12 protein-coding genes are annotated in these 21726 nt (G+C 67.3%); 7 read left to right on the forward strand and 5 right to left on the reverse strand.

The genetic code is table 11. From position 1 onward, the window contains the following. Positions 1-293 precede the first annotated feature (293 nt). A complete protein-coding gene (locus Q0309_RS03360) occupies positions 294-3512 on the reverse strand; it encodes an AsmA-like C-terminal domain-containing protein (RefSeq protein WP_299437449.1) in 3219 nt (1072 codons plus the stop codon). A gap of 177 nt (positions 3513-3689) precedes the next feature. On the opposite strand from Q0309_RS03360, the gene Q0309_RS03365 reads away from it, so the two are divergent. The 7 genes from Q0309_RS03365 (at position 3690) to Q0309_RS03395 (ending at position 17412) form a co-directional block, all read left to right on the forward strand. Further along, positions 3690-6695, forward strand: coding sequence for a bifunctional [glutamine synthetase] adenylyltransferase/[glutamine synthetase]-adenylyl-L-tyrosine phosphorylase (locus tag Q0309_RS03365; RefSeq protein WP_299437451.1), 3006 nt, complete (start codon positions 3690-3692; stop codon positions 6693-6695). Between the two features lie 108 nt (positions 6696-6803). Beyond that, a complete protein-coding gene (locus tag Q0309_RS03370) occupies positions 6804-7679 on the forward strand; it encodes a hypothetical protein (protein ID WP_299437453.1) in 876 nt (291 codons plus the stop codon). A 160-nt stretch (positions 7680-7839) separates the two neighbouring features. Further along, the gene (locus tag Q0309_RS03375; RefSeq protein WP_299437455.1) at positions 7840-8403 is read left to right on the forward strand and encodes a DUF3576 domain-containing protein; all 564 of its coding nucleotides are present in this window, start codon (positions 7840-7842) and stop codon (positions 8401-8403) included. 55 nt (positions 8404-8458) lie between these two features. Continuing rightward, entirely contained in the window at positions 8459-11056 is a 2598-nt protein-coding gene (leuS, locus tag Q0309_RS03380) for a leucine--tRNA ligase (protein ID WP_299437457.1), read from the forward strand. Then, positions 11053-11556 carry an LPS assembly lipoprotein LptE gene (gene lptE / locus Q0309_RS03385; RefSeq protein ID WP_299437459.1) on the forward strand — a complete coding sequence of 168 codons (504 nt, stop codon included), beginning with the start codon at positions 11053-11055 and terminating at the stop codon, positions 11554-11556. The genes leuS and lptE overlap by 4 nt, the downstream gene beginning before the upstream one ends. 55 nt (positions 11557-11611) lie before the next feature. Beyond that, positions 11612-12553 carry an EamA family transporter RarD gene (gene rarD, locus Q0309_RS03390; RefSeq protein ID WP_299437461.1) on the forward strand — a complete coding sequence of 314 codons (942 nt, stop codon included), beginning with the start codon at positions 11612-11614 and terminating at the stop codon, positions 12551-12553. Between the two features lie 107 nt (positions 12554-12660). Continuing rightward, positions 12661-17412 carry a Calx-beta domain-containing protein gene (locus tag Q0309_RS03395; protein WP_299437463.1) on the forward strand — a complete coding sequence of 1584 codons (4752 nt, stop codon included), beginning with the start codon at positions 12661-12663 and terminating at the stop codon, positions 17410-17412. Positions 17413-17513: 101 nt separating this feature from the next. Here Q0309_RS03395 and Q0309_RS03400 read toward each other — a convergent pair whose 3' ends face one another. The 4 genes from Q0309_RS03400 to gltX form a co-directional block, all read right to left on the reverse strand. After that, positions 17514-18086, reverse strand: a complete 573-nt coding sequence (locus Q0309_RS03400; RefSeq protein WP_299437465.1) for a hypothetical protein — start codon at positions 18084-18086, stop codon at positions 17514-17516. Between the two features lie 68 nt (positions 18087-18154). Continuing rightward, positions 18155-18622 (reverse strand): thioredoxin-dependent thiol peroxidase, encoded by a 468-nt coding sequence (gene bcp, locus Q0309_RS03405; protein WP_299437467.1) that lies wholly within the window; start codon positions 18620-18622, stop codon positions 18155-18157. A 93-nt stretch (positions 18623-18715) separates the two neighbouring features. Beyond that, entirely contained in the window at positions 18716-20011 is a 1296-nt protein-coding gene (locus Q0309_RS03410; RefSeq protein ID WP_299437469.1) for a citrate synthase, read from the reverse strand. A 205-nt stretch (positions 20012-20216) separates the two neighbouring features. After that, entirely contained in the window at positions 20217-21620 is a 1404-nt protein-coding gene (gene gltX / locus Q0309_RS03415) for a glutamate--tRNA ligase (protein WP_299437471.1), read from the reverse strand. Between the last annotated feature and the right edge of the window lie 106 nt (positions 21621-21726).

Raw genomic sequence — 21726 nt, forward strand, 5'->3', positions numbered from 1 at the left:
AGGACCAATCACCTACGATATGTTGATCGCGCCGGAAGCAAAGGGATAAGCCTTTTGTATAGTATATCTCCGGCAAAGCTATTTTACCGCAATCACGTTTATTTCTAGGGCAGATCGTGAACAATCTGAATCATCGCGTGTTTCAGATTGTTCGCGTGAATCTGCCCTAAGTCAAAGGGTTAGGGCGTATTCGTGCCGAAGGCGCAATGCGCCGAGCGTGGGATCACGCGCGGCGGATTGGCCCGCTGCTGGGGGCCAATCCGCCCTGCGACGACTGCGGTTTGCCACGCCCCTCAATCCCCCCGAACCGGTGTCGGCACGGTGCCCGCGCCGCCGTCGGGGTCCTCCGAAAACACGCCGAACACGCCCCGCAGGAACCCGGGCGTGACGACCGACAGCGGATTGACGCTGACCGAGGGGTCGTCCAGCGGCCCTTTGGCGCCGTAGCGGACGGCGAACACTCCGCCCCCCTTCTCGCCCACCAGCAGGTCGCCGAGCAGCGGAATGTTCCCCAGCAGCGCGTTGACCATGTAGACCGGCACCACGACGCCCTGCAGGTCCATGGTGTCGGAGGCCAGGTCGAGGGTGCCGTTGGCCGTCAGGCCCAGGGATGGCCCGTTGCTGCGCGCCTCGCTCAGGGTCAGAACGTCGTCGGCGTAGGTGAACGGCGCGATCAGGGTGGACAGGCTCAGACCGTCGCCCTGGAGTTCATCAAGGATTCCGGTCAGCGAGGCCACCGCCAGGATGCGCGCCAAGACGGGCGCGTTGGCGAGGTGGAAGTCCTTGATGCGCAGCACGCCTTTCGCCCGGTCTTCGGCGTCCAGGGTTCCGGTCAGGGACAGATCGCCGCCGCTCAGCCGCCCGGTTAGGTCGAGGTCGCTGGCCAAGGCCCCGGCGTCGGCCGTTTCCAGCGAGAACCGTCGCGCGGCGCCGTCCGGTGTCAGGGTGAAGCGAGCCGGCGCCCCCCCGCCCGCCTTGGCCTCAAGGCCGGCGCGGGTCCAGCGGCCGGCGGCGTCGCGGGAAGCGGTGCCGTGCACGTCATGCAACGTGATCTCGTCGGTCACCAGCACCCGCGCGAGGTCCATGCGCAGGTCCAGCGGCGGCCCCGGGGGATCGTCCGGTTTCGTGCCGCCGGCGGGCGTGGCGCCGTCCCCGCCGCGCGGATCCGCCTCGCCGTCGGCGTCGTCATCATCGAACACCGCCCGCAGGTCCAGCGCGGCGCCGGAGAGGATCACCTGGAACGGCGCGACGTCACCCGCGCGCGGCGCGACGATGTCGACCCGGGCCTCGGAGTCGCCCAGGCGCGCGTGCTTCACGGTGACCCCCAGCAGGTCGGCCCCGCCGGTCAACCGCGCCTGACCGCGCGCGGTGTCGGCACCGGCGGCCACGTCGAAATCCACCGTGATGGACTCCTCGGCGAAGCGACCCTCGACCCGCGCGGTGGCCGGCGCCCCGGCCGGCTTGTGCCAGCCCAGCGTCGCCAGCGCCAGGGTGGCCGGAGCGAGGTCCACATCGGCCGTCAAAACGCCGGGCGCGCCGGCCGTTTCCGTATAGGTCACGCGGCCGTCCACCGCTCCGTCCATCCACGGCGGCTGGAACGGCGGGCCGTCCAGCCGAAACGTCGCCCGCGCGGCGTTGTCCAGGCGGCCGCGTACCGCATAGCGCCGGTCGAAGGCCGCGCCGTCGGTGAAGTTCTCGCGCCAGTCCAACGTCACCGGCACCCCGCCGACGCGCGCCGTGCCCGTGACGTCCATGCCGCCTTCGTCCAGGGTCAGCCGCACGTCGCCGCCGCGCAGGTCCTGGCCCAGCAGCACCCGCGGCACACCAACCCCGGTGGCCGTGGCGGAGACATCGACCTCCAGCGCGTCGAGCGGCAGATCGCTCTTCAGCGGCATGGCGAGCGACAGCGTGATGTCCGCCTCGCCCTGCACCTGGTTCGGGTCGATGCCCACTTTTGACGCATACCCCAGCGGCTGGTGGTCGATCAGCGCCAGGGCGCTCGACAGCGGCGCGGCGATGTCGAACACCATGTCCGCCTGTTCCTGCTCGGTGTCCAGCGCCGTCATGGCGACGGTGCCCTCACGCACCCGCACGTCGCCGGCGCCGCCGCCGTCGATGGCGATGGTCACCGCGTCCAGGCCGAAGCGGAGCGTCCCCTTGGCACCGGTCGCCGCCGGCAATCCCCTGAGGTAGGTCAGGGTCACGCCGTCGGCGCGGGCCTCGCCGGACAAGGCGGTGACGTCGAGATCGCTCCAGGTCGCGCCGCCCAACCCCAGCGAGAAGCGCCCGTCCCGCACCGTCCCCTCGGAGATGTTGTCGGAAATCCAGTCGTAGGCGCCGTCGGCCAGCACCGGCGGCCAGTGTTGCACCAGCGTGGAGACGGTCAAGGGCGACAGGCGGATCTCGGCGCCGCCGGCCACCGGACCCGACACGGGACCGGACAGACGGGCGCTCGCGGCGACGGACGCGCCCGGCAACCCGAGAACAAGCCGGTCGACGGTGATGTCGACGCCGTTGTCCTCGGTCCGGACCAGGCGGGCATCGACCTCAAGGCTCTTGGGGCTCCATGCGTGCGAAATCGGATCGGGCACCGCGACGTCGCCCGCTCCACCGCGCGCCGACAGCGTGGCGAACCGCACCATGTCCAGCGGCGAGCCCGGACGCATCCCCAGGTCCAGGGTCGCGGTCGCGTCGAGCGGCTGGTCCCAGCCGGCCAGCGCCGTCAGCCCGAACCGGTCCGCCAGGTCGCGGGCCGGGTTCAGGTTCCGCACCGTGACCAGGGCGGCGGCGGTCTCGGTCCCCGGCGCGTGGCGCAGGGCCAGATCCAGCACGGGTCCTTTGGACGTGGGACCGTCGTCCAGGGCCAGAGAGGCTTCCAATCGCAGGGCTTGGTCATCGCGCCGGACGCGGACGTCCGGCGCCTTCAGCCGCCATGCGCGCCCGAGAGTATTGTCCTCGACCACCACGCGCGCGTCCCGCAACGTGAGCCCCAGGTCGGCGAGGGTCGTCCACGCGTCCGCCACGCCGCCCGGCGCGGCCGCCAGGGACGATCCGGAGGCTGGCTCGTCCGCCTGCGCGGCCTTCGGCTGCACGGCCACCGTGAACCGTCCGTCCACCGCCCGCGTCACATGCAGCGTGGGGCCGGCCAGCACCAGGCGCGACGGCCGCAGGGTCCCGGCCAACAGGGCCTCCAGGTCGAGCGTCAGGGTCGCGGCCCCGACCTGGGCCAGGTCCGCTCCGCCGGGTCCGGTCAGGTGCACTCGCCGCAGGTCGATGTCCACTCCGCCCGACGCGCCGTCCCACGTCACCAACGCGTCGCCGACGGCCACGTCCACCGTCAGCCCCGCGTCGTGGGCGGCCCGGGTCAGCGCGGATTCGAGCCGGGGCGCCAGGAACGTCACGGTCAGCGGCCCGCGCGCCAGCGTCCAGGCCACCACCAGCCCGGCCAGCACAAGCAGGCCCAGCGCAACGCCGGTTCGTCGGGCAACCGAGTGCAGGATCCGTTGTGTCACCCATCCTCCCGGTGGTGGGGCAATGCCGGCGCCAGCGGCTTGACCGGCCTCCGCGCTTCGCTCAGTGTCTCGGCCTTGACTCGTTGAGGAAAGGGCCAATGCGTCCGAATCCCCGTGGACACCGAGTCGGACCACACCAGCGGTTTGCCGATCTGGCCGTTGGAATAAGGTGAAGGTATGACGGACGCCACCATTCTCGCGCCCCCCGCTCCCCCCCCGCTTCCCGGCGATCCCGAGCGCGCCGCGCGCGGGATGGAACGCTGGCTTGACCAGGCCGGGCGCGAGGACGACACCGCACTGGCGGCGTTCATGCGGGATCTGGCCAGCGACGGCACGCCGGGCCGCGCCGTGCTTGAGGCCGTGTTCGGCAACAGCCCGTTCCTGACCGCGTGCGTGCTGCGGGAACCGGACTGGATGCGCCGGCTGGTGGCCGATGGCGTGGACTCAGCGGCCGAGACCGCCCTCGCGACCATGCGGGCCGATGCCACGGCGGCCGGCGACGACCGCACGCGGGTCATGCGGGTCCTGCGGGTGGCCAAGCGCCGCATCGCCCTGACCACGGCCGTGGCCGACATTCTGGGGCTGTGGAGCGTGGACACCGTCACGGCCCAGCTTTCCAAACTGGCCGAGCAAGCCCTGGACGTCTGTTGCGGCCACCTGCTGACGCAACTCCACGGCAAGGGCGACCTGGTGTTGCCGCGCCCTGACCGGCCGACGTTCGAATGCGGGCTGTTCATTCTCGGCATGGGCAAGCTGGGGGCGGGGGAGCTCAACTACTCCTCGGACATCGACCTGATCGTGCTGTTCGATGAAGAGTCGATGGACTACCGGGGGCGCCTCAGCCTGCGCGAGGCCATGGTGCGCCTGACCCGTGACTTGGTGCGCATGATGGAGGAGCGAACCGGCGACGGCTACGTGTTCCGCTGCGACCTGCGGCTGCGGCCGGACCCGGGCGCGACACCGGTGGCATTATCCACCGAGGCCGCCGAGCAGTACTATGAAAGCTTCGGCCAGAACTGGGAACGCGCCGCCATGATCAAGGCGCGCCCGGTGGCCGGGGACATCGGTGCCGGCGCGCGTTTCCTGGACCACATCCGGCCGTTCATCTGGCGCCGCTCGCTCGACTTTGACGCCATCCGCGACATCCATTCCATCAAGCGCCAGATTCATGCCCAACGCGGCCACGCCGTGGTGGCCGTCGAGGGCCACAACGTCAAGCTGGGCCGGGGCGGCATCCGCGAAATCGAGTTCTTCGCCCAGACCCAGCAGCTCATCTGGGGCGGGCGGGAGCCGCGCCTGCGCGCGCGGGAGACCGTGGCCGCCCTGAACGCCCTGACCGAACGGGGCGTGGTCGATCCCCGGGTGCGCGACGACCTCGTCGCGGCCTACGGGCATCTGCGGCGGGTCGAGCATCGCCTGCAGATGATCGACGACGCGCAGACCCAGACCCTGCCGGCCGACAAGGACAAGCTGCGCGAACTCGCGGTCTTCCTCGGCTACGAGGGCATCAAGCCCTTCGCGCTGGAGCTGAAGGCCACGTTGATGACGGTGCAGGACCACTACGCGGACTTGTTCGAGGACCAGCCGACATTGGCCGGCGGCGAGGGTAACCTGGTCTTCACCGGTGGCGAGGACGACCCGGAGACCCTGCGCACCCTGACCGATCTGGGGTTCGCCAACCCCCACGCCGTGGCCGCCACCGTCCGGGGCTGGCACCACGGGCGCTACCGGGCGTTGCGCAGCACGCGGGCGCGGGAACGGTTGACCGAATTGGGACCGGACCTGATCCGCGCCCTGGCCGGGACCGTTGATCCGGACGGCGCCCTGCGGCGGTTCGACACCGTCCTGGCCCACCTGCCGGCCGGGGTGCAGTTGTTCGCGCTGTTCGCCGCCAACCCCGACCTGCTGACGCTGGTGGCGGAGATCATGGGCGACGCCCCGCGCCTGGCCGAGCATCTGGCCCGCAATCCGGCGCTGCTGGACAGCGTGCTGGAGCCCGAGTCCCTGGGGTCACCGCCGACGCCGGAGGACCTGCGCGGCGGTTTGAATCTGGCCCTGCGTGATGCCCGCGTGTTCGAGGACGTGCTGGACATCTGCCGGCGGTGGGCCAATGACCACCGGTTTCTGGTCGGCGTGCGCACGCTTCGGGGTCAGTGCGCGCCGGGAGACGCCGGGCACGCCCTGTCGGATATCGCCGACGTCGTGCTCGACATGCTGCTGGAGCACGTGTGGGCGCACTTCGCCGAGGCCCATGGCGCCATGCCCGGGGGCGCCGTGGTCGTGGTGGCGCTGGGAAAGCTGGGCGGGCAGGAGATGACCCCGACGTCCGACCTCGACATGATCATGGTCTACGACGTGCCGGAGGGCGTGGAACAGTCGAGCGGCCCCAAGCCACTGCCGCCCACCGTGTACTACACCCGCCTGGTGCAGCGGTTCATCAACGCCATCACCGCCAACACCGCCCAGGGCCGGCTGTACGAGGTGGACATGCGGCTGCGGCCGTCCGGCAACAAGGGACCGCTGGCCACCAGCCTGGACGCGTTCCGCCGCTACCAGGCCGAGGCGGCCTGGACCTGGGAACACCAGGCGCTGACCCGCGCCCGGGTCGTGGCCGGCCCGGCGACGGTGGGCGACCGGGTGGCCGCTGTCATTCGCGACACCATCATCCGGCCACGCGACCCGGCCGTGCTGGCCCGCGCCGTGGCCGACATGCGCGTCCGCATGGATGCCGAACACGGCGACCCGAACCTCTGGAACATCAAGCATGTGCGGGGCGGCCTCGTGGATGTGGAGTTCATCGCCCAATACCTGCAACTGCGATACGCGCACGACCACCCGGAGATCGTTGTCCCCAACACGGCGGAGGGCCTGCGCCGGGTCGGCGCGGCCGGCCTGCTGCCCGAGGAGGATGCCGCCTTCCTGAGCGCGGCGCATGACCAGTGGCTCAGCCTGCAAGGCATGATCCGCCATTCGCTTGACGGCGTGCCGGATGACGACGCCTTGCCGCCGGGCCTGAAGGCCCGTCTGGTGGCCAACTGGGGCGGCATCGAGGACTTCCAAGGGCTGAAGGCGGCCATGCGCGACACGGCGGCGCGCGTGGTCGCGCTGTACGATCGGATCGTCGCCGCATCGGCGGCCGAGGGGGAGGGGTCGGACAGGCCGTCTCCAGCGGCCCCTGCCTGAGCCTGGCCACACCCGCCGACCCTTCGGAAACTTGCAGGAATGGTTCGACTCGCGGTATGCGTCGCCACGCGATCACGGGATGTGTGGCCGGTGCGATACGATACGACCTTGAAAGACCTGCTCTGGCTGGGCGCGCCGGCCCTGCTGCGTCAGGTTGCGGGCGCGGCGGCGGTGAGCCTTGATGCGACGGAATATCCGAGCACGCGGGCGCGCCGCCCGGATTTCGTGGCACGCCTGGAGACCGGGGGCCTGTTCCACCTGGAACTGCAGGGCGCGGCCGACGCCGACATGGCCTGGCGGATGCTGGAATACTATGGCCTGATCTCGCGCCAGAATGGCGGAACACCGCTGCAGCAGTGCATTCTCACCCTGACCGACGCCGCGGCCGCTCGGATGCCGCGCGGAATATCCCATTCGTCGCTCGAGTTCCGGTATGATGTTCGCAGCTTCGAAGCGCTGGATCCGAAACCGCTCCTGACCAGCGAACGGGCCGACGAGGCGGTTCTGGCGATCCTGTGCCGGACGACCGATATCAAAACGCGGGTGCGCCTGATCCTTGAACGGCTGGGCGATCTAGACGGCAAGGCACGCGGTGACGCCATCACGAGGCTTATGATTCTGGCGGATTTGCACGATGCAACCGAGGTCGTGAAAACGGAGGTGAAAGCCATGCCCATTACCATCAACCTGTGGGACAATCCGGTGATCCGGGAATTCGTGCTTGAGGAGGTGGCGGCGGCGAAGGCGGCGGCGGCAGCCGAGGCGGCGGAAAAGGCGGCGGTCGAGGCCAGGGCCCAGGGCATGGCCCAGGGCATGGCCCAGGGCGAAGCGAAAATCCTGCTTCGACTGCTTGAGCACCGATTCCCGGGCCAGGTGACCGAGACCCACCGCGCGTTGGTCATGTCCGCCACGTCGGATCGGATCGAGATGTGGACGGACCGCCTGTTCGATTGCGGTTCGGTTGAGTCCCTCCTGGCCAACTGACCGAACGTGACGTCCCGCGCACCCACCTCGCCTCGGCCACCACCTCGCCTCGACCACCGCCTCGCTGTTGCCCCAGGACCGCGCCTATTATAAGCAAGGGGCGGTGTGCGCCGTCCGCCGGAACGGGCCGGACGCCAATGGGGGCGAGGAAAGGGAGACCATGAGATTTGTCGGCGTGGCCGTGGCGGCGGCCCTTCTGCTCACCGCCTGCCAATACGCGGATCCGATCTACCCGGACCGACCGCCCGGCGAGGACCGCACCATTCGTCGCGACCTGAGCAAACCTTATCAGCGCGACACCGTGTTCGGCCCGGGTGGCATCGACCTGTTCGGGTCGGGCGACGACGAGCGCCCGGCGGATGGCGGCGGCATCGGCGTCAACAGCTTTTTGTGGCGCGCGTCGCTGGACACCATCGCCTTCATGCCGCTGGCCTCGGCCGACCCGTTCGGCGGCGTCATTATAACGGACTGGTACACCCCGCCCGAAGCCCCCGGCGAGCGGTTCAAGATCAACGTCTACATCCTGGCCAAGGCCCTGCGCGCGGACGGCATCGAGGTTTCGGTGTTCAAGCAACAGCGTGGCCCGCTCGACGCGGACGTCGCGGCGGACACACCCGGGGCCTGGACCGACGTGCCGGTGGACGCGGCCGTCGCCACCGACCTGGAGGACGCCATCCTGACCCGCGCCCGCCAACTGCGCATGGCGGCCTTGCGGGACCAATAGACCGCCTCCCCCCTTTTCCGTTCCAACACGATCGAAGACAGAGGACCGTTGGTACATGGCCGCCGCCGAGCGCTATAACGTCAAGGAAACCGAGGCCCACTGGCAGGCGGTGTGGGCCGAGCGTGACTGTTTCCGCGCCACCGAGGACCCCGCCCGCCCCAAGTACTACGTGCTGGAGATGTTCCCCTATCCCTCCGGGCGCATCCACATGGGCCACCTGCGCAACTACACCATGGGCGACCTGGTGGCGCGCTATCGCCGGGCGCGCGGGTTCAACGTGCTGCATCCGATGGGCTGGGACGCCTTCGGCCTGCCGGCGGAGAACGCGGCCATCCAGCGCGGCGTGCATCCGGCCAAGTGGACCCGCGAGAACATCAAGGCCATGCGCGCCCAGTTCCAGCCCATGGGCCTGTCCATCGACTGGTCGCGCGAGATCTCGACCTGCGAGCCCGAATACTACCGCCATGAACAGAAGATGTTCCTGGACTTCTACAAGGCGGACCTGGCCTACCGCACCGAAGCCTGGGTGAACTGGGACCCCGTCGAGCACACCGTGCTGGCCAACGAGCAGGTGATTGACGGCAAGGGCTGGCGCTCGGGCGCCCCGGTGGAGCGGCGCAAGCTGGCGCAATGGTCGTTCCGCATCACCCGCTACGCCGAGGACCTGCTGGCCGCCATCAAGGACCTGGAGCGCTGGCCCGACAAGGTCCGCCTGATGCAGACCAACTGGATCGGTCGGTCGGAAGGTGCCTTCCTGCGCTGGGACATCGTCGGCCGCGACGCCCCGCTGGAGGTCTTCACCACCCGCCCGGACACGCTCTATGGCGCCTCGTTCTGTGCGCTGTCGCCGAACCACCCGCTGACCACCGAACTGGCCGCGAACGACCCCGCGCTGGCCGACTTCGTGGCCGAGTGTGCCCGCATCGGCACCAGCGAGGAGGCCATCGAGACGGCCGAGAAGAAGGGCTTCGACACCGGCCTGCGCGCCGTCCACCCGTTCGACCCCGAGTGGACCGTGCCGGTCTACGTGGCCAACTTTGTGCTGATGGAATACGGCACGGGCGCCATCTTCGGCTGCCCGGCGCACGACCAGCGCGACTTCGACTTTGCCCGCAAGTACGGCCTGCCCATCAAGACCGTGGTGGCCCCCAGGGACGCCGACGTGGCCGCGTTCTCGGCCGATCTCGAGGGCGGCACCGAGGCCTTCGTCGGCGACGGCGTGGCGGTGAACTCGGCCTTCCTCGACGGCCTGTCGGTCACCGACGCCAAGCGCACCGCCATCGAAAAGGTCGAAAGCCTGGGCAAGGGCGAGGGCACGGTGCAGTTCCGCCTGCGCGACTGGGGCGTCTCCCGCCAGCGCTATTGGGGCTGCCCGATCCCGATGATCCACTGCGAGTCCTGCGGCATCGTCCCGGTGCCCGAGGACCAGTTGCCAGTGCGGCTGCCCGAGGATGTGGATTTCGCCGCCCCCGGCAACCCGCTGGACCGGCACCCGACCTGGAAGCATGTGGACTGCCCGACCTGCGGCAAGCCGGCCCGGCGCGAGACCGACACCTTCGATACCTTCATGGAATCGTCGTGGTACTTCGCCCGCTTCTGTTCGCCCCAGAGCGAGACCCAGGCATTCGACCGCGCCGCCGTCGATTACTGGCTGCCGGTCGATCAGTACATCGGCGGCGTCGAACACGCGGTGCTGCACCTGCTGTACTCTCGCTTCTTCACCCGCGCGCTGCGGGACTGCGGGTATCTCGGCTTGGCCGAGCCGTTCGCCGGCCTGTTCACCCAGGGCATGGTCCTGCACGAGGTCTACAAGGGACCCGACGACCAGTGGCTGGAACCGGCCGAGGTCGAGGTTCTGCCGGACGGCACCGCCCGGCGGCTGTCGGACGGCGCGCCGGTCACCGTTGGCCGGGCCGAGAAGATGTCGAAGTCGAAGCGCAACACGGTCGATCCGGAAGCGATCCTGGAGACCTACGGCGCCGACGCCGCGCGGCTGTTCATCGTGTCGGACAACCCGCCCGACGGCGACATGGAATGGTCCGACGCCGGCCTGGAAGGCGCCTGGCGTTACGTCAACCGCGTCTGGCGGCTGGTGGCCGACCCGCCGGTGGCCCTGGCCCCGGTGGGCACGGCCGTGGACGTGGCCACGCTGGATCGCCCGACGCTCGACCTGTACAAGCGCGCCCACAAGACCATCGCCGGGGTGACCGAGGACCTGGAACGGTTCCGCTTCAACACCGCCGTTGCCCGCATCCGCGAACTGACCAACGCCATCCCGGATGTGAAGCCGGACGCACCGGGCGCGGACGCCGTGTGCCGCTTCGCGCTGGAGACGGCGGTGCGGCTGCTCAACCCCATGGTCCCGCACGTGACGGAGGCCTGCTGGGGCCTGCTGGGCCACGACCGCATCCTGGCCGAAAGCGACTGGCCCGAGGCCGACCCGGCGATGTGCGTGGACGACACGGTCACCCTGGCGGTGCAGGTCAACGGCAAGCTGCGCGGCAACATCGAGGTGCCCAAGGACTGCCCCAAAGAGGAGGCCGAGGCGGCGGCGCTGGCGGTCGAGAACGTGCGCCTGCACACCGACGGCAAGGCCATCCGCAAGGTGGTCGTGGTGCCCAACCGCATCGTCAACATCGTCGTCGCGGCATGAGCCCGCGCTGGCCAGCCATCAGCAGACGCCTCGTCGCCACCGCGCCGCTGCTCGCGTTGGCCGCCTGCGGCTTCCGGCCCCTGTACGGGCGGCGCGGCCGAGGCGGGCCGGCCCTGTCGTCCATCGCCGTCGAGCCCATCCCGGAGCGCATGGGCCAGCTCCTGCGCAACGCCCTTCTCGACCGCCTGCAGCCCGCCGGCCAGACGCGCCATGTCCTGCAGGCCCAGGTCACCCTCGTGGACCAGGACCTGGGCATCCAGAGCAACGACCGGGCGACGCTGGGCAATCTGTACGCCACGGTCACGTGGCGGCTGCTGACGCCGACCGGCGAGGGACGCCGGCGCCTGGATCTGGAAGAGACGTCGCGCTCGGCCGTCACCTACAACATCCTCGACAACCAGTACGCCACGGAACAGAGCCGCCGGGCCGCGCAACGCGCCATCGCCGACGACCTGGCCGCGACGATCGAGACCCGGCTGGCGGCGTATTTCTCCACCTGATGGCCTGCGCGCACCTCGGCGCGTGCCCTCCCTTCCGTCATCCAGGACACCGATCGTGCCCGACCCACTCCCCGCCGCGCCCCGCTCCCTGCCGTCCGGAGCGGCCGAGGACACCGCCCGACGCCGCCGCGCCGGCCTGACGGCCTCCATCGGCGCCTATGTGTTCTGGGGGCTGTCGCCGATCCTGTATCACCTGCTCGGGCACGTGCCGCCGCTGGAGGTAATGGCCCACCGCATCGTCTGGGCGCTGGCCCTGTCGCTACCCCTGATCGTGGCCTTCGGGCAGACAAACGCCCTGCTGGCCATCTTGCGCCGGCCGCGTGACCTGCTGGTGTTCGCCGGCAGCGCGCTGGCCATCTCGATCAATTGGCTGACCTTCATTTATGCCACGGGTGGCGGCCACAAGCTGGACGCCAGCATGGGGTACTACATCTTCCCCCTGGCCACCGTCCTGCTTGGCGCCGTGGTGCTGGGCGAGCGGCCAAGCCGACGCCAGTGGCTGGCGGTCGGGCTGGCCCTGCTGGGCGTGCTGGTGATGCTGGTCGGTCTGGGGCGGGTGCCATGGATCGCCCTTGTGCTGGCGAGCAGCTTTGGCATGTATGGCCTGCTGCGCAAGATCGCGCCGGCCGAGTCGCTGGTCGGCTTCACCCTGGAAGTGCTGATGACGGGACCGCTGGCGGCGGCGTTTCTGATCTGGCTGGGCTGGACCGGCTCAGGCGCGATGCCCCACGGCGACCCGGTGGACATGGCCGTCCTGGTGATCTCCGGGCCGGCCACGGCGATCCCCTTGCTGCTGTTTGCTGTCGGCGCGCGGCGGCTGCCCCTGGGAACCCTCGGAATGTTGCAGTACATCAACCCGACGCTGCAGTTCACCATGGCCGTGCTGGTCTACGGCGAGGCGTTCACCGTGGGCCACGCCGCGAGCTTCGGCCTGATCTGGCTGGCGGTCGGCCTGTACGCGTCGGAACGGCGCGGCAGGGGCCGACCGAGGCTTTGATCCCGGACTCATCCCAACTTTTACGGTTGCGCGCGGCCACAATTTATGGCTAAAACGCGGGCATAGCGATAGTGTCGGCTTTCAACCCAGGGGGGGGGGGGGATGATATGATACCGAAGATTGTGCATGAAACCCTGGAATTCACGGCGGAGGATTTATCGCCGTGGGGATTCGGGACCACGACAGACAGTTTTCGTCTGCCGTTGGGCGGCGAGATTCCCATGAACGGCCGATGGAGTACTCCAGGGCTTGAATTTGATTACAACGGCACGTTCGGTGCGCATCTCATTCCGTACATCAATTTCCCGACGTTGGGCAGCCTAGACTTCTCCTATCCCGTCAATTTCGACGTCGTGCTGCCGGAAAGCGTGGCGCCCGGCGAGATGTTCAGCGTGGAAACCGGCGACAACGCCAGGGTGGCCAATGCAGAAATCTTTGGTCGCGGCGCTGGGGTTGGCTCGGCCGGGGTCGATGTCCAGATGTCTATGTCTGAGGTCGTTCTCAGCGATGTTGGCGTGGGGAACCTGTTCGGATACTCACTGTTCGAGTTCGACGACATCGGGATCGGAGAGGCCTTCGACACGACTTTCAACCTGGTCAATGTCGATCCAACCAATTTTGAGGTCAAACTCGGCGATCTGTTCGGTGGGTTTGCCGAAGGCTCGATCCGCATCCCGGGGGATTTCGAGGATTCGGATACGGTCGATGCCACGGTCTCGCGCGGCGCAGACCTGCCACCCTTGACCGTTGATCCAACGTCAAATTTCGCAACCTTTGCGGTAGACCTCGACAAAATCGCCACGACAGCGTTTGGGTTGCCGCCGGTTGGCGGTTTCACGTTTGATTTGGGGGGTGTCACGCTCGGGGCCAATCTTCTCGATCTCAAGGCGCAGGCCAATCTTGGTTTGACGCAGGCGTTTACGTTCGACCCTGACGCGTTCACCGTTGAGTTGTTCGACGACACGGGCACGCTCCTTGGTCAAGGCAATGTCGGCGACGCGTTCTCCCTGCAAGCACCTGACGCGGATGGAGGAGTGCTTGAAATCACCGCCAAGTACAAAATCGACGGGGACATCAGCACCCAATTCGGCCTGACCCCGAACATCAAGCTTCCGGTCAAGGCTTTGGATGCGACCTTCGAGATCGGGCTTGGCGGTGACGACAAAGGCGACAAAGGCGACGAAAACAACGGAGGCGGCGACAAGGGAGACGACCGAAAAGATTCTGACGGCCCTCAGGTGGGCGCCTCGTTTAATGGCTTTAGCGCAGGCCCTGTTATTGAGGCTGAAATCCTGGATCTTCTCGGTATAGATGCGTCAGCAACATTCGACATCTTTGGCAATGCGGACAACCCGATCCGGCTGTCCGACGCGGCGATCGGCGGCGACCTGACCACCTTGCTGGAGCGGACCTATCGCATACCCTACGGCGATGGTCCGACAGACTCGGTCGAAGCGCCGATCAACGAAGCCGACGGCGATACCATTGGGCTGGCAACCCTGACCGCGCCGACCTTCACCAACGATGGTGACGTCGACTACCAGATCACGCTTTCCACACAGTCCAGCGACATTCAGTACAACTTGGCGTTCATCATCGATAAATCGGGCAGCATGACAGGACAGAAACTGTCCGACGCGAAGCAAGCCTACAATCAACTGATCAACAGTCTTGAGGCTGAAGGCATCGCGGCCGTCAGCCAGTTTGCCGTGATCCCCTTCACTTCGTACGCCTCACTGCAGGCACCACTGGACGCTTCGGGCGCAAAAGGGGCGATCAGCGGGCTCTACGCCGACGGCGGCACATCGTTTGGCCCAGCGCTGTCGAAGGCTCAGGCCTTCTTTTCGAACCTGCCGCCGGGCGGCACCAACATCGCCTACTTCCTCTCCGATGGTCATGGGTCCGGCGCCAGTTCAAGCCTGCAGGCGTTTGCCGATGTGCGTGCCTTTGGCATCGGCAATGCCGACCTGTCGTCTCTCAACATTATCGACAGCAACAGCGCGGTCATGTTGCGGGATTCCTCGCAGCTTGCCGACGAATTCCAGACCTCCGGCTTTTCCGGGGACCAAGTCGACAGGGTGGAAATCTTCCTCAACGACACCTTTGTCGAAACATTTGGGATTGATCAATTCCAAGACACCACCCTCGGCTTCAACCTCAAGGACAGCCAGGACAACCTGACGACGGGTCCGGGCGCCAGCAACGAACTGCGGGCCGACGTGATCCTGACGGACGGAACCGTCGGTGCGTCACTCGAGTTCGATATCTCCGGCGGCGACGGACAAGGCAACACCACGGAGGGCGACGACACGATCCGGCTCGGCGCGTTCGACGAAACCGGCGACGGCGGCGACGGGAACGACCGGGTGGTCGGCAACAACCTTGACAACACACTTAGTGGCGGCAAGGGCAACGACCGGCTTTTGGGCGGTGGCGGCAACGACCAGATCAACCCGGGCGATGGGGACGACCGCATCGATGGCGGGGATGGTGTCGACACCGTTGTTTACGACCGGAACATGGCCGATGTCGGTCCCGTGAAAAAAAGCGGCGGTCTGATCACGGTCGGCACTGGAACAGACACGCTCAGCAACGTCGAATTCGTGCAGTTCAAAGACACGCGCATCGATACCAATACGCTGCAGCCGAGCCCGGAGCTGACCTTTAGCGCGACCCGGTTCGACGAAGGTGATACGGCGAACTCGGTGACGGTGACGCTGACTCTCAGCGAAGCACCGACTGCCGACGTGACCGGACAGGTGAGGTCGAGCGACGGAACAGCGGTTGCCGGCGCCGACTACGTTGCCGTCAACCAGACCTTCCGCATCGAGGCCGGCGCCACATCGACCACCCTCACACTGGACCTGCTTGGCGATGACAGAGTCGAGAGCGAAGAGCACTTCCATCTGAACTTCACCGGTCTTGCGAACGCCACGTTCGAAAACGGCGCGACAGCCATCGACAAGCAGGTGGCCATCGTCAACGACGACGCGACGTCGAATGTAACGATCTCGGGAAACGCCCCCCGGGCGCTGGAAGGCGACCCCGACGACCCGCAAACCGACCTGACTTTCACCGTCAGACGCGGTGGCGAGATCGATCGCGCCGGAAGCGTCGACTACGTTGTGACCGGCGTCGGATCAAACCCGGCAAACGCTGCGGACTTCGCCGGAGCTGCGTTCCCGACCGGAAAGATCACCTTCGCCCCGGGTGAAACATCGCAACAGGTGACGGTTGCGGTGGCCGGTGACGCCGTGGACGAGCCCGACGAGGACTTCAAGGTGTCGCTTCTGAATCCTTCGACGGATTTCGCCGTCATCGGCGCCACCGCCGGAGGCAGGATCCAGAACGACGATGCACCCGCACAACCGGCTTTTGCGCTGCAGTTGCCAGCGACCGCGTTTGACGAAGGTGACTCCGGGGTGACGGAGTTGACCTTCAGGGTTGTCCGTAGCAGCGGCTTCGACACCGCAGCAAGCGTCGACTACACGGTTGTCGGTGCGGGCGACAATCCGGTGGTTGCGCAAGACCTGGAAGGCGGTGTCTTCCCGTCTGGCACCATTTACTTCGACAAAGGTGAAACGGTGGGCGAAGCGTCTGTCCGCATTGTCGGTGACACTGTGGCGGAACCGGATGAGGCGATCGCCATTGTCCTGTCGAACCCGAGTGCGGGCGCCATGCTTGCGGTGCCGCAGAAGCAGCTGATCGTTAGCAACGATGACGTTGGCGTGGCGGACCCTGGCGGAGAAACGGACGATGGCACGCCGGACGACACGGGTTCCCTCGTGACCACCGAAATGGACGAGGTTCGCGAGGCCGCCGGCAGCTTCTTCGACACGGTCGATGTGCCGGTCGAAAACCGGGCGGCGTTCGTCTCAAAACTCAACGCGTTCCTCGACGATCTCCCCGACGGCGAAAGCGTCACTCTCACCACCGACATGCTCACGTCGGATGCCCTTTCGGCAGAAGGCGGTGGCGCATTCGCCGGGAGCGAAGGGCAACAGGACGTCCTCTTCCTCGACGCCCGCTCACTGGAGTCCGGAAGTAGCATCGACCTCGACTGGATCGAGTTCGCCGTGATTCTCGGCCCGGTTTCGGTTGGCGGGGGCGACGGCAACAACATTGTGGTTGCCGACGGATCCGCTCAGACAATCGTCCTCGGCCCTGGCGACGATACACTGAACGCCGGCGACGGCGATGACGTCATTGGGTCCCTTGGCGGAAACGACATCCTGATCGGCGGAAACGGCAACGATACGATTTCCGGCGGAACCGGCGTTGATGTGGCTCAGTTCGCGGAAAGCTCAGCGGCGGCCGACATTCAGCGGGCGGCAACGATCAGCGTTACCCGGAGCGGTGGGACCGCCGTCGTGGAGGAGGATGTCGAGGTACTGGTTTTCAGCGGCGATGGGACCTCAACCCTCACCAGCATTTCCGATTCCGTGGGGGCGGCGGGACTGGCCTTCGACAGTGCGTTCTACCTATCGCAGAATGCGGACGTCGCGGCGGCGATTGAGGCCGGCGTGTTCCCGGACGCCCGGACACACTTTCTGGAGTATGGGCTTGACGAAGGGCGGGCGCCGAACCCGTTGTGGGATGAAGCTTGGTACTTGGCGGGCAATTCAGACGTTGCGGCGGCGATCGCCGACGGATGGCTCTCATCCGGCCTGCGGCATTACGCGACCTGGGGGACCGAAGAGGGCCGCGATTCCGGGCCATGGTTCTCCGGTAACGCCTATCTGGAAGCCAACACAGACGTGGCCGATGCCGGCATGGCCCCGTTGTTCCATTTCGTAACGTACGGCGCAGGAGAAGGGCGAACCGGCTTCGTCGCGGACACGGAGCAGTTGTTCGCTTAGGCTGTTCTCGGGTCGGGTGTCGTAGCGGCCCGTGCCCCCTCGTACCGGCCGACGCGATTGCGTCGGCGCGGCAGGGGCCGACCGAGGCTTTGATCCCGGACTCACTGGTCCGGCCAGACGTCCTCGCTCTCAAACGCGTCGCGGTCCGCCTCGCGCTTGAACACGGCGTCGATCAGCCGGTCCATCAGCGCGGCGAACGTGGCGTCGGGCGTGGCCGGCACCGGGCCGCCCCAGCCCTCGGCCCAGGCGACCATGGTGCTCCCTTCGCACAAGGCGGCGCTGGCGTGCAGGCTGCCGCCCTTGGGTGTGTCAGTGGGCAGGCCGCCGGCGCACAGTCTTTCGCCCGGCACGATACCCCCGCCGCTGAGGAACAGCACCGTGCGGTAGCCGTTGGCGTGGGCGCCGGACCCCGGCGGCACGGGCACGAACTCAAGCGGCCGGCGGCTGACCAGCCCGCTCATGGCGCGCGCGGCGGCGGCCGCCACGCCGGCGTCGTTGGCGCCCGGGTAGGGGTTGCCCACGACCTCCAGCGGCAGGCTCGACGTATAGACGTACTGGAACACGTCGTTCAGGGAATGGACGTGGGACACCGTACGGACGCTCTGACAGCCCGCCACGGTCAGCGCCAAGGCGCCGGTGATCACGGCGACAGACAGCGATGGTCTCCGGGACATGGCGACGGCCTTTCACGGCAAGATGGGGGCGCGTGATCCCCTCCATATGGGACGCCCGCGTCCGCCTGTCAGCCCAGCGCTCGCACCGCCTCCAGCACCGCCTCGGCGTGGCCCGGCACCTTGACCTTGGGCCAGACCTGACGCACCACGCCGTCCCTGTCGATCAGCACCGTGGTGCGCGCGATGCCCATGTACGTCTTGCCGTACATGTTCTTTTCGGTCCAGACACCGTAGCGTTCGCAGACGTCGCCCTCGGCATCGGAGGCCAGGACGAACGGCAGGTCGTACTTGGCCTTGAACTTGTCGTGCTTGGCGACCGGGTCCTTGGAAACGCCGACGATCACCGCCCCCGCCGCCTCGAAGTCGGCCAGCGACTCCTTGAAGGCGATCGCCTCCTTGGTGCAGCCGGGCGTGTCGTCCTTGGGGTAGAAGTACAGGACGATGGCCTTCCCTGTCAGGTCGGGCAGCGACACATGGCCGCCACCGTCGGTGGGCAAGGCGACATCGGGGGCGGGTTGACCGGTCTCGACGGACATGGGCGTCTCCATTCCAACACCATGGGGCGGGTCACCAGATGCCACCCGCCCATCATGATGTAGGGGTCCGGACGCGCCGGACCAGGGTCCGGCCTACCGGTCATCCAGAGGCACGAATTGCCGCTGGGTGTAGCCGGTGTAGAGCTGCCGCGGCCGGCCGATCTTCTGCGCCGGGTCAACGAACATCTCGTTCCATTGCGCCACCCAGCCGGTGGTGCGGGCCACGGCGAACATACCGGTGAACATCGAGGTGGGAATGCCCATGGCGCGGAACACGATGCCGGAATAGAAATCGACGTTCGGGTACAGCTTGCGCTCGACGAAGTATTCGTCCTCCAGCGCGATCCTTTCCAGCTCCATGGCCACGTCCAGAAGCGGATCCTTGATATCCAGCTCTTCCAGCACCTCGTGGCAGGTCTGGGCCATGATCTTGGCGCGCGGGTCGTAGTTCTTGTAGACGCGGTGCCCGAAACCCATCAGACGGAACGGATCATCCTTGTCCTTGGCGCGCTTGACGCACTCGTTCACGCGATCCGGCGTTCCGATCTCGTTCAGCATGGTCAGCACCGCTTCGTTGGCGCCGCCGTGCGCCGGTCCCCACAGCGAGGCGATGCCGGCGGCGATACAGGCGAAGGGGTTGGCGCCGGACGATCCGGTCAGTCGCACGGTGGAGGTCGAGGCGTTCTGTTCATGGTCGGCGTGCAGGATGAGAATACGGTCCATGGCCCGGGCCAGCACCGGGTTGACCACGTAGTCCTCGCACGGCACCGCGAACATCATCTGCAACAGGTCGGCGGCGTAGCGCAGGTTGTTGCGCGGATACATCAGCGGCTGGCCCACCGAGTACTTGTAGGCCCAGGCGGCGATGGTCGGCACCTTGGCGATCAGCCGGTGCGAGGCGATCATACGGTGGTGGGGGTCGTCCAGGTTGGTCTGATCATGGTAGAATCCGGCCAAGCCGCCAACAACACCGCACAACACGGCCATGGGGTGGGAATCGCGGCGGAAGCCCTCCAGGAACTTGTGGATCTGTTCGTTCACCATGGTGTGCATGGTGATGGCATACTCGAATTTGTCGAACTCCTGCTTGGAGGGCAGTTCGCCGTTCAGCAGCAGATAGGCAACCTCAAGGAAGCGGCAGTTGGTGGCCAGATCCTGGATCGGGTAGCCCCGGTGCAACAGAATGCCCTGGTCGCCGTCGATATAGGTGATGTCGGACTTGCAGCTCCCGGTCGAGGTGTAGCCCGGATCGTAGGTGAACATGCCCGTTTCAGCATAGAACTTGCGGATGTCCACCACGCTGGGACCAACCGACCCGTCCATGATCGGGAACTCGTACGACGTTCCGGTCCGGTTGTCGGTCAAGGTGACGGTGTTGGCTTGCGTCATGTCGACTCGTCCTTCCATTGGATGAGAGTGTCCGCGCCACGATGCCGAAGTGCTCCCCCCTCGGGTTCGGGTCCGGCGGGCCGGCCACGAGGACGACCGTCGACCCGGAGGCCTTGGCACGCAGTTTTGTTGCCGGTTATTTAGACTAAGTCTCCCTCGCGTGACACATCATTCCGTGCCCTAAGTACCTAAAACATCTCTTTCGTCAACCCTCCCGCCCTGATCGCAAACAATCGTCCAAACGGTCCAGCGTCTCCGCCCGCCCGAGGATCTCCATCACCTCGAAGATGGGCGGCGAGACCGTGGACCCGGTCAGGGCGGCGCGCAGAGGTTGCGCCACCTTGCCCAGCTTGAGGTCCCGCGCCTCGGCCACCGCGCGCGCGTCAGCCTCCAGCGCCTCGCGGTCCCAGGGGTCCAGCACCGCCAGCCGCTCGCGCAGAACGGCCAGGGTCTCCGCCCCCTCGCCGGTCATCTGCTTGCGCGCCTTGTCGTCCAGCGCCAGCGGCCGGGGCCGGACGTAGAAGGCGGCGCTGTCGGCCAACTCCAGCAGGGTCTTGGCGCGCTCCTTCAGACCCGGCATCCCGGCCAGCAGGCGCCGCCGCCCCTCCTCGTTCACCGTCTGGCCCAGGCGGTCCGCCACCAGGTCCACCAGCCGGGCGTCGTCGGCCTGCCGCAGCCAGTGCCCGTTCAGGCTGGTCAGCTTGGTCATGTCGAACCGGGCCGCCGACCGGCCCACGCCGTCCAGGTCGAACCAGTCGCGCGCCTGATCGTCGCCGATGATCTCGTCGTCGCCGTGGCCCCAGCCGAGTCGCAGCAGGTAGTTGCGCATGGCCTCCGGCAGGTATCCCATATCGCGGTAGGCCTCGGTGCCGAGCGCGCCATGGCGTTTGGAGAGCTTCGCCCCGTCCGGGCCGTGGATCAGGGGAATGTGGGCGAAGGCCGGCGGCTCCCAGCCGATCAGCCGATAGAGTTGCGATTGCCGGAAGGCATTGGTCAGGTGGTCGTCGCCCCGGATCACGTGGGTGATTCCCATATCGTGGTCGTCAACAACCACGCTGAGCATGTAGGTGGGCGTGCCGTCCGACCGCAAGAGGATCATGTCGTCGAGCTGGTCGTTGGCCACCGTGACCCGGCCCTGCACCCGGTCCTCGATCACCGTTTCGCCATCGCGCGGCGCCTTCATGCGGATCACCGGATCGACTTCGGCCGGCGCTTCGGCCGGGTCGCGATCGCGCCAGCGTCCGTCATAGCGCATCGGCTGGCCGGCGGCCTTCTGCGCTTCTCGCATCGCCCCCAGCTCCTCCTGCGAGGCATAACAGCGGTAGGCCTTGCCCTCGGCCAGCAGGGCGTGGGCGATCTCGGCATGGCGGGCGGCGCGGGAGAACTGGAACACCGGGTCGTCGTCCCAGTCGAGGCCCAGCCAGCGCAGGCCGTCGAAGATGGCCTCCACCGCCTCCGGCGTGGACCGCTGGCGGTCGGTATCCTCGATCCGCAGCAAGAAGCGCCCACCGTGGTGGCGCGAGAAAAGCCAGTTGAACAGCGCCGTGCGGGCGCCGCCGATATGCAAAAAGCCCGTGGGCGAGGGCGCGAACCGGGTAACGACGGTCATGGGGCCTCTGTCGAGATCAGGAATGTCAGGGGTGGGGACCGTGGCCCCGACTGCCGAATGGCGACATTCCTCTATCACACCCCGGCGCGCGGCGCAGCAGTGTCGG

This window comes from uncultured Rhodospira sp., assembly GCF_937138205.1.
Classification (GTDB): domain Bacteria; phylum Pseudomonadota; class Alphaproteobacteria; order Rhodospirillales; family Rhodospirillaceae; genus Rhodospira.

Coding starts and splice junctions, on each gene's coding strand:
- Q0309_RS03365 (WP_299437451.1), top strand. CDS start 3,690: ATGACGGACGCCACCATTCTCGCGCCCCCCGCTCCCCCCCCGCTTCCC.
- Q0309_RS03375 (WP_299437455.1), top strand. CDS start 7,840: ATGAGATTTGTCGGCGTGGCCGTGGCGGCGGCCCTTCTGCTCACCGCC.
- leuS (WP_299437457.1), top strand. CDS start 8,459: ATGGCCGCCGCCGAGCGCTATAACGTCAAGGAAACCGAGGCCCACTGG.
- lptE (WP_299437459.1), top strand. CDS start 11,053: ATGAGCCCGCGCTGGCCAGCCATCAGCAGACGCCTCGTCGCCACCGCG.
- Q0309_RS03395 (WP_299437463.1), top strand. CDS start 12,661: ATGATACCGAAGATTGTGCATGAAACCCTGGAATTCACGGCGGAGGAT.
- Q0309_RS03400 (WP_299437465.1), bottom strand. CDS start 18,086: ATGTCCCGGAGACCATCGCTGTCTGTCGCCGTGATCACCGGCGCCTTG.
- bcp (WP_299437467.1), bottom strand. CDS start 18,622: ATGTCCGTCGAGACCGGTCAACCCGCCCCCGATGTCGCCTTGCCCACC.
- Q0309_RS03410 (WP_299437469.1), bottom strand. CDS start 20,011: ATGACGCAAGCCAACACCGTCACCTTGACCGACAACCGGACCGGAACG.
- gltX (WP_299437471.1), bottom strand. CDS start 21,620: ATGACCGTCGTTACCCGGTTCGCGCCCTCGCCCACGGGCTTTTTGCAT.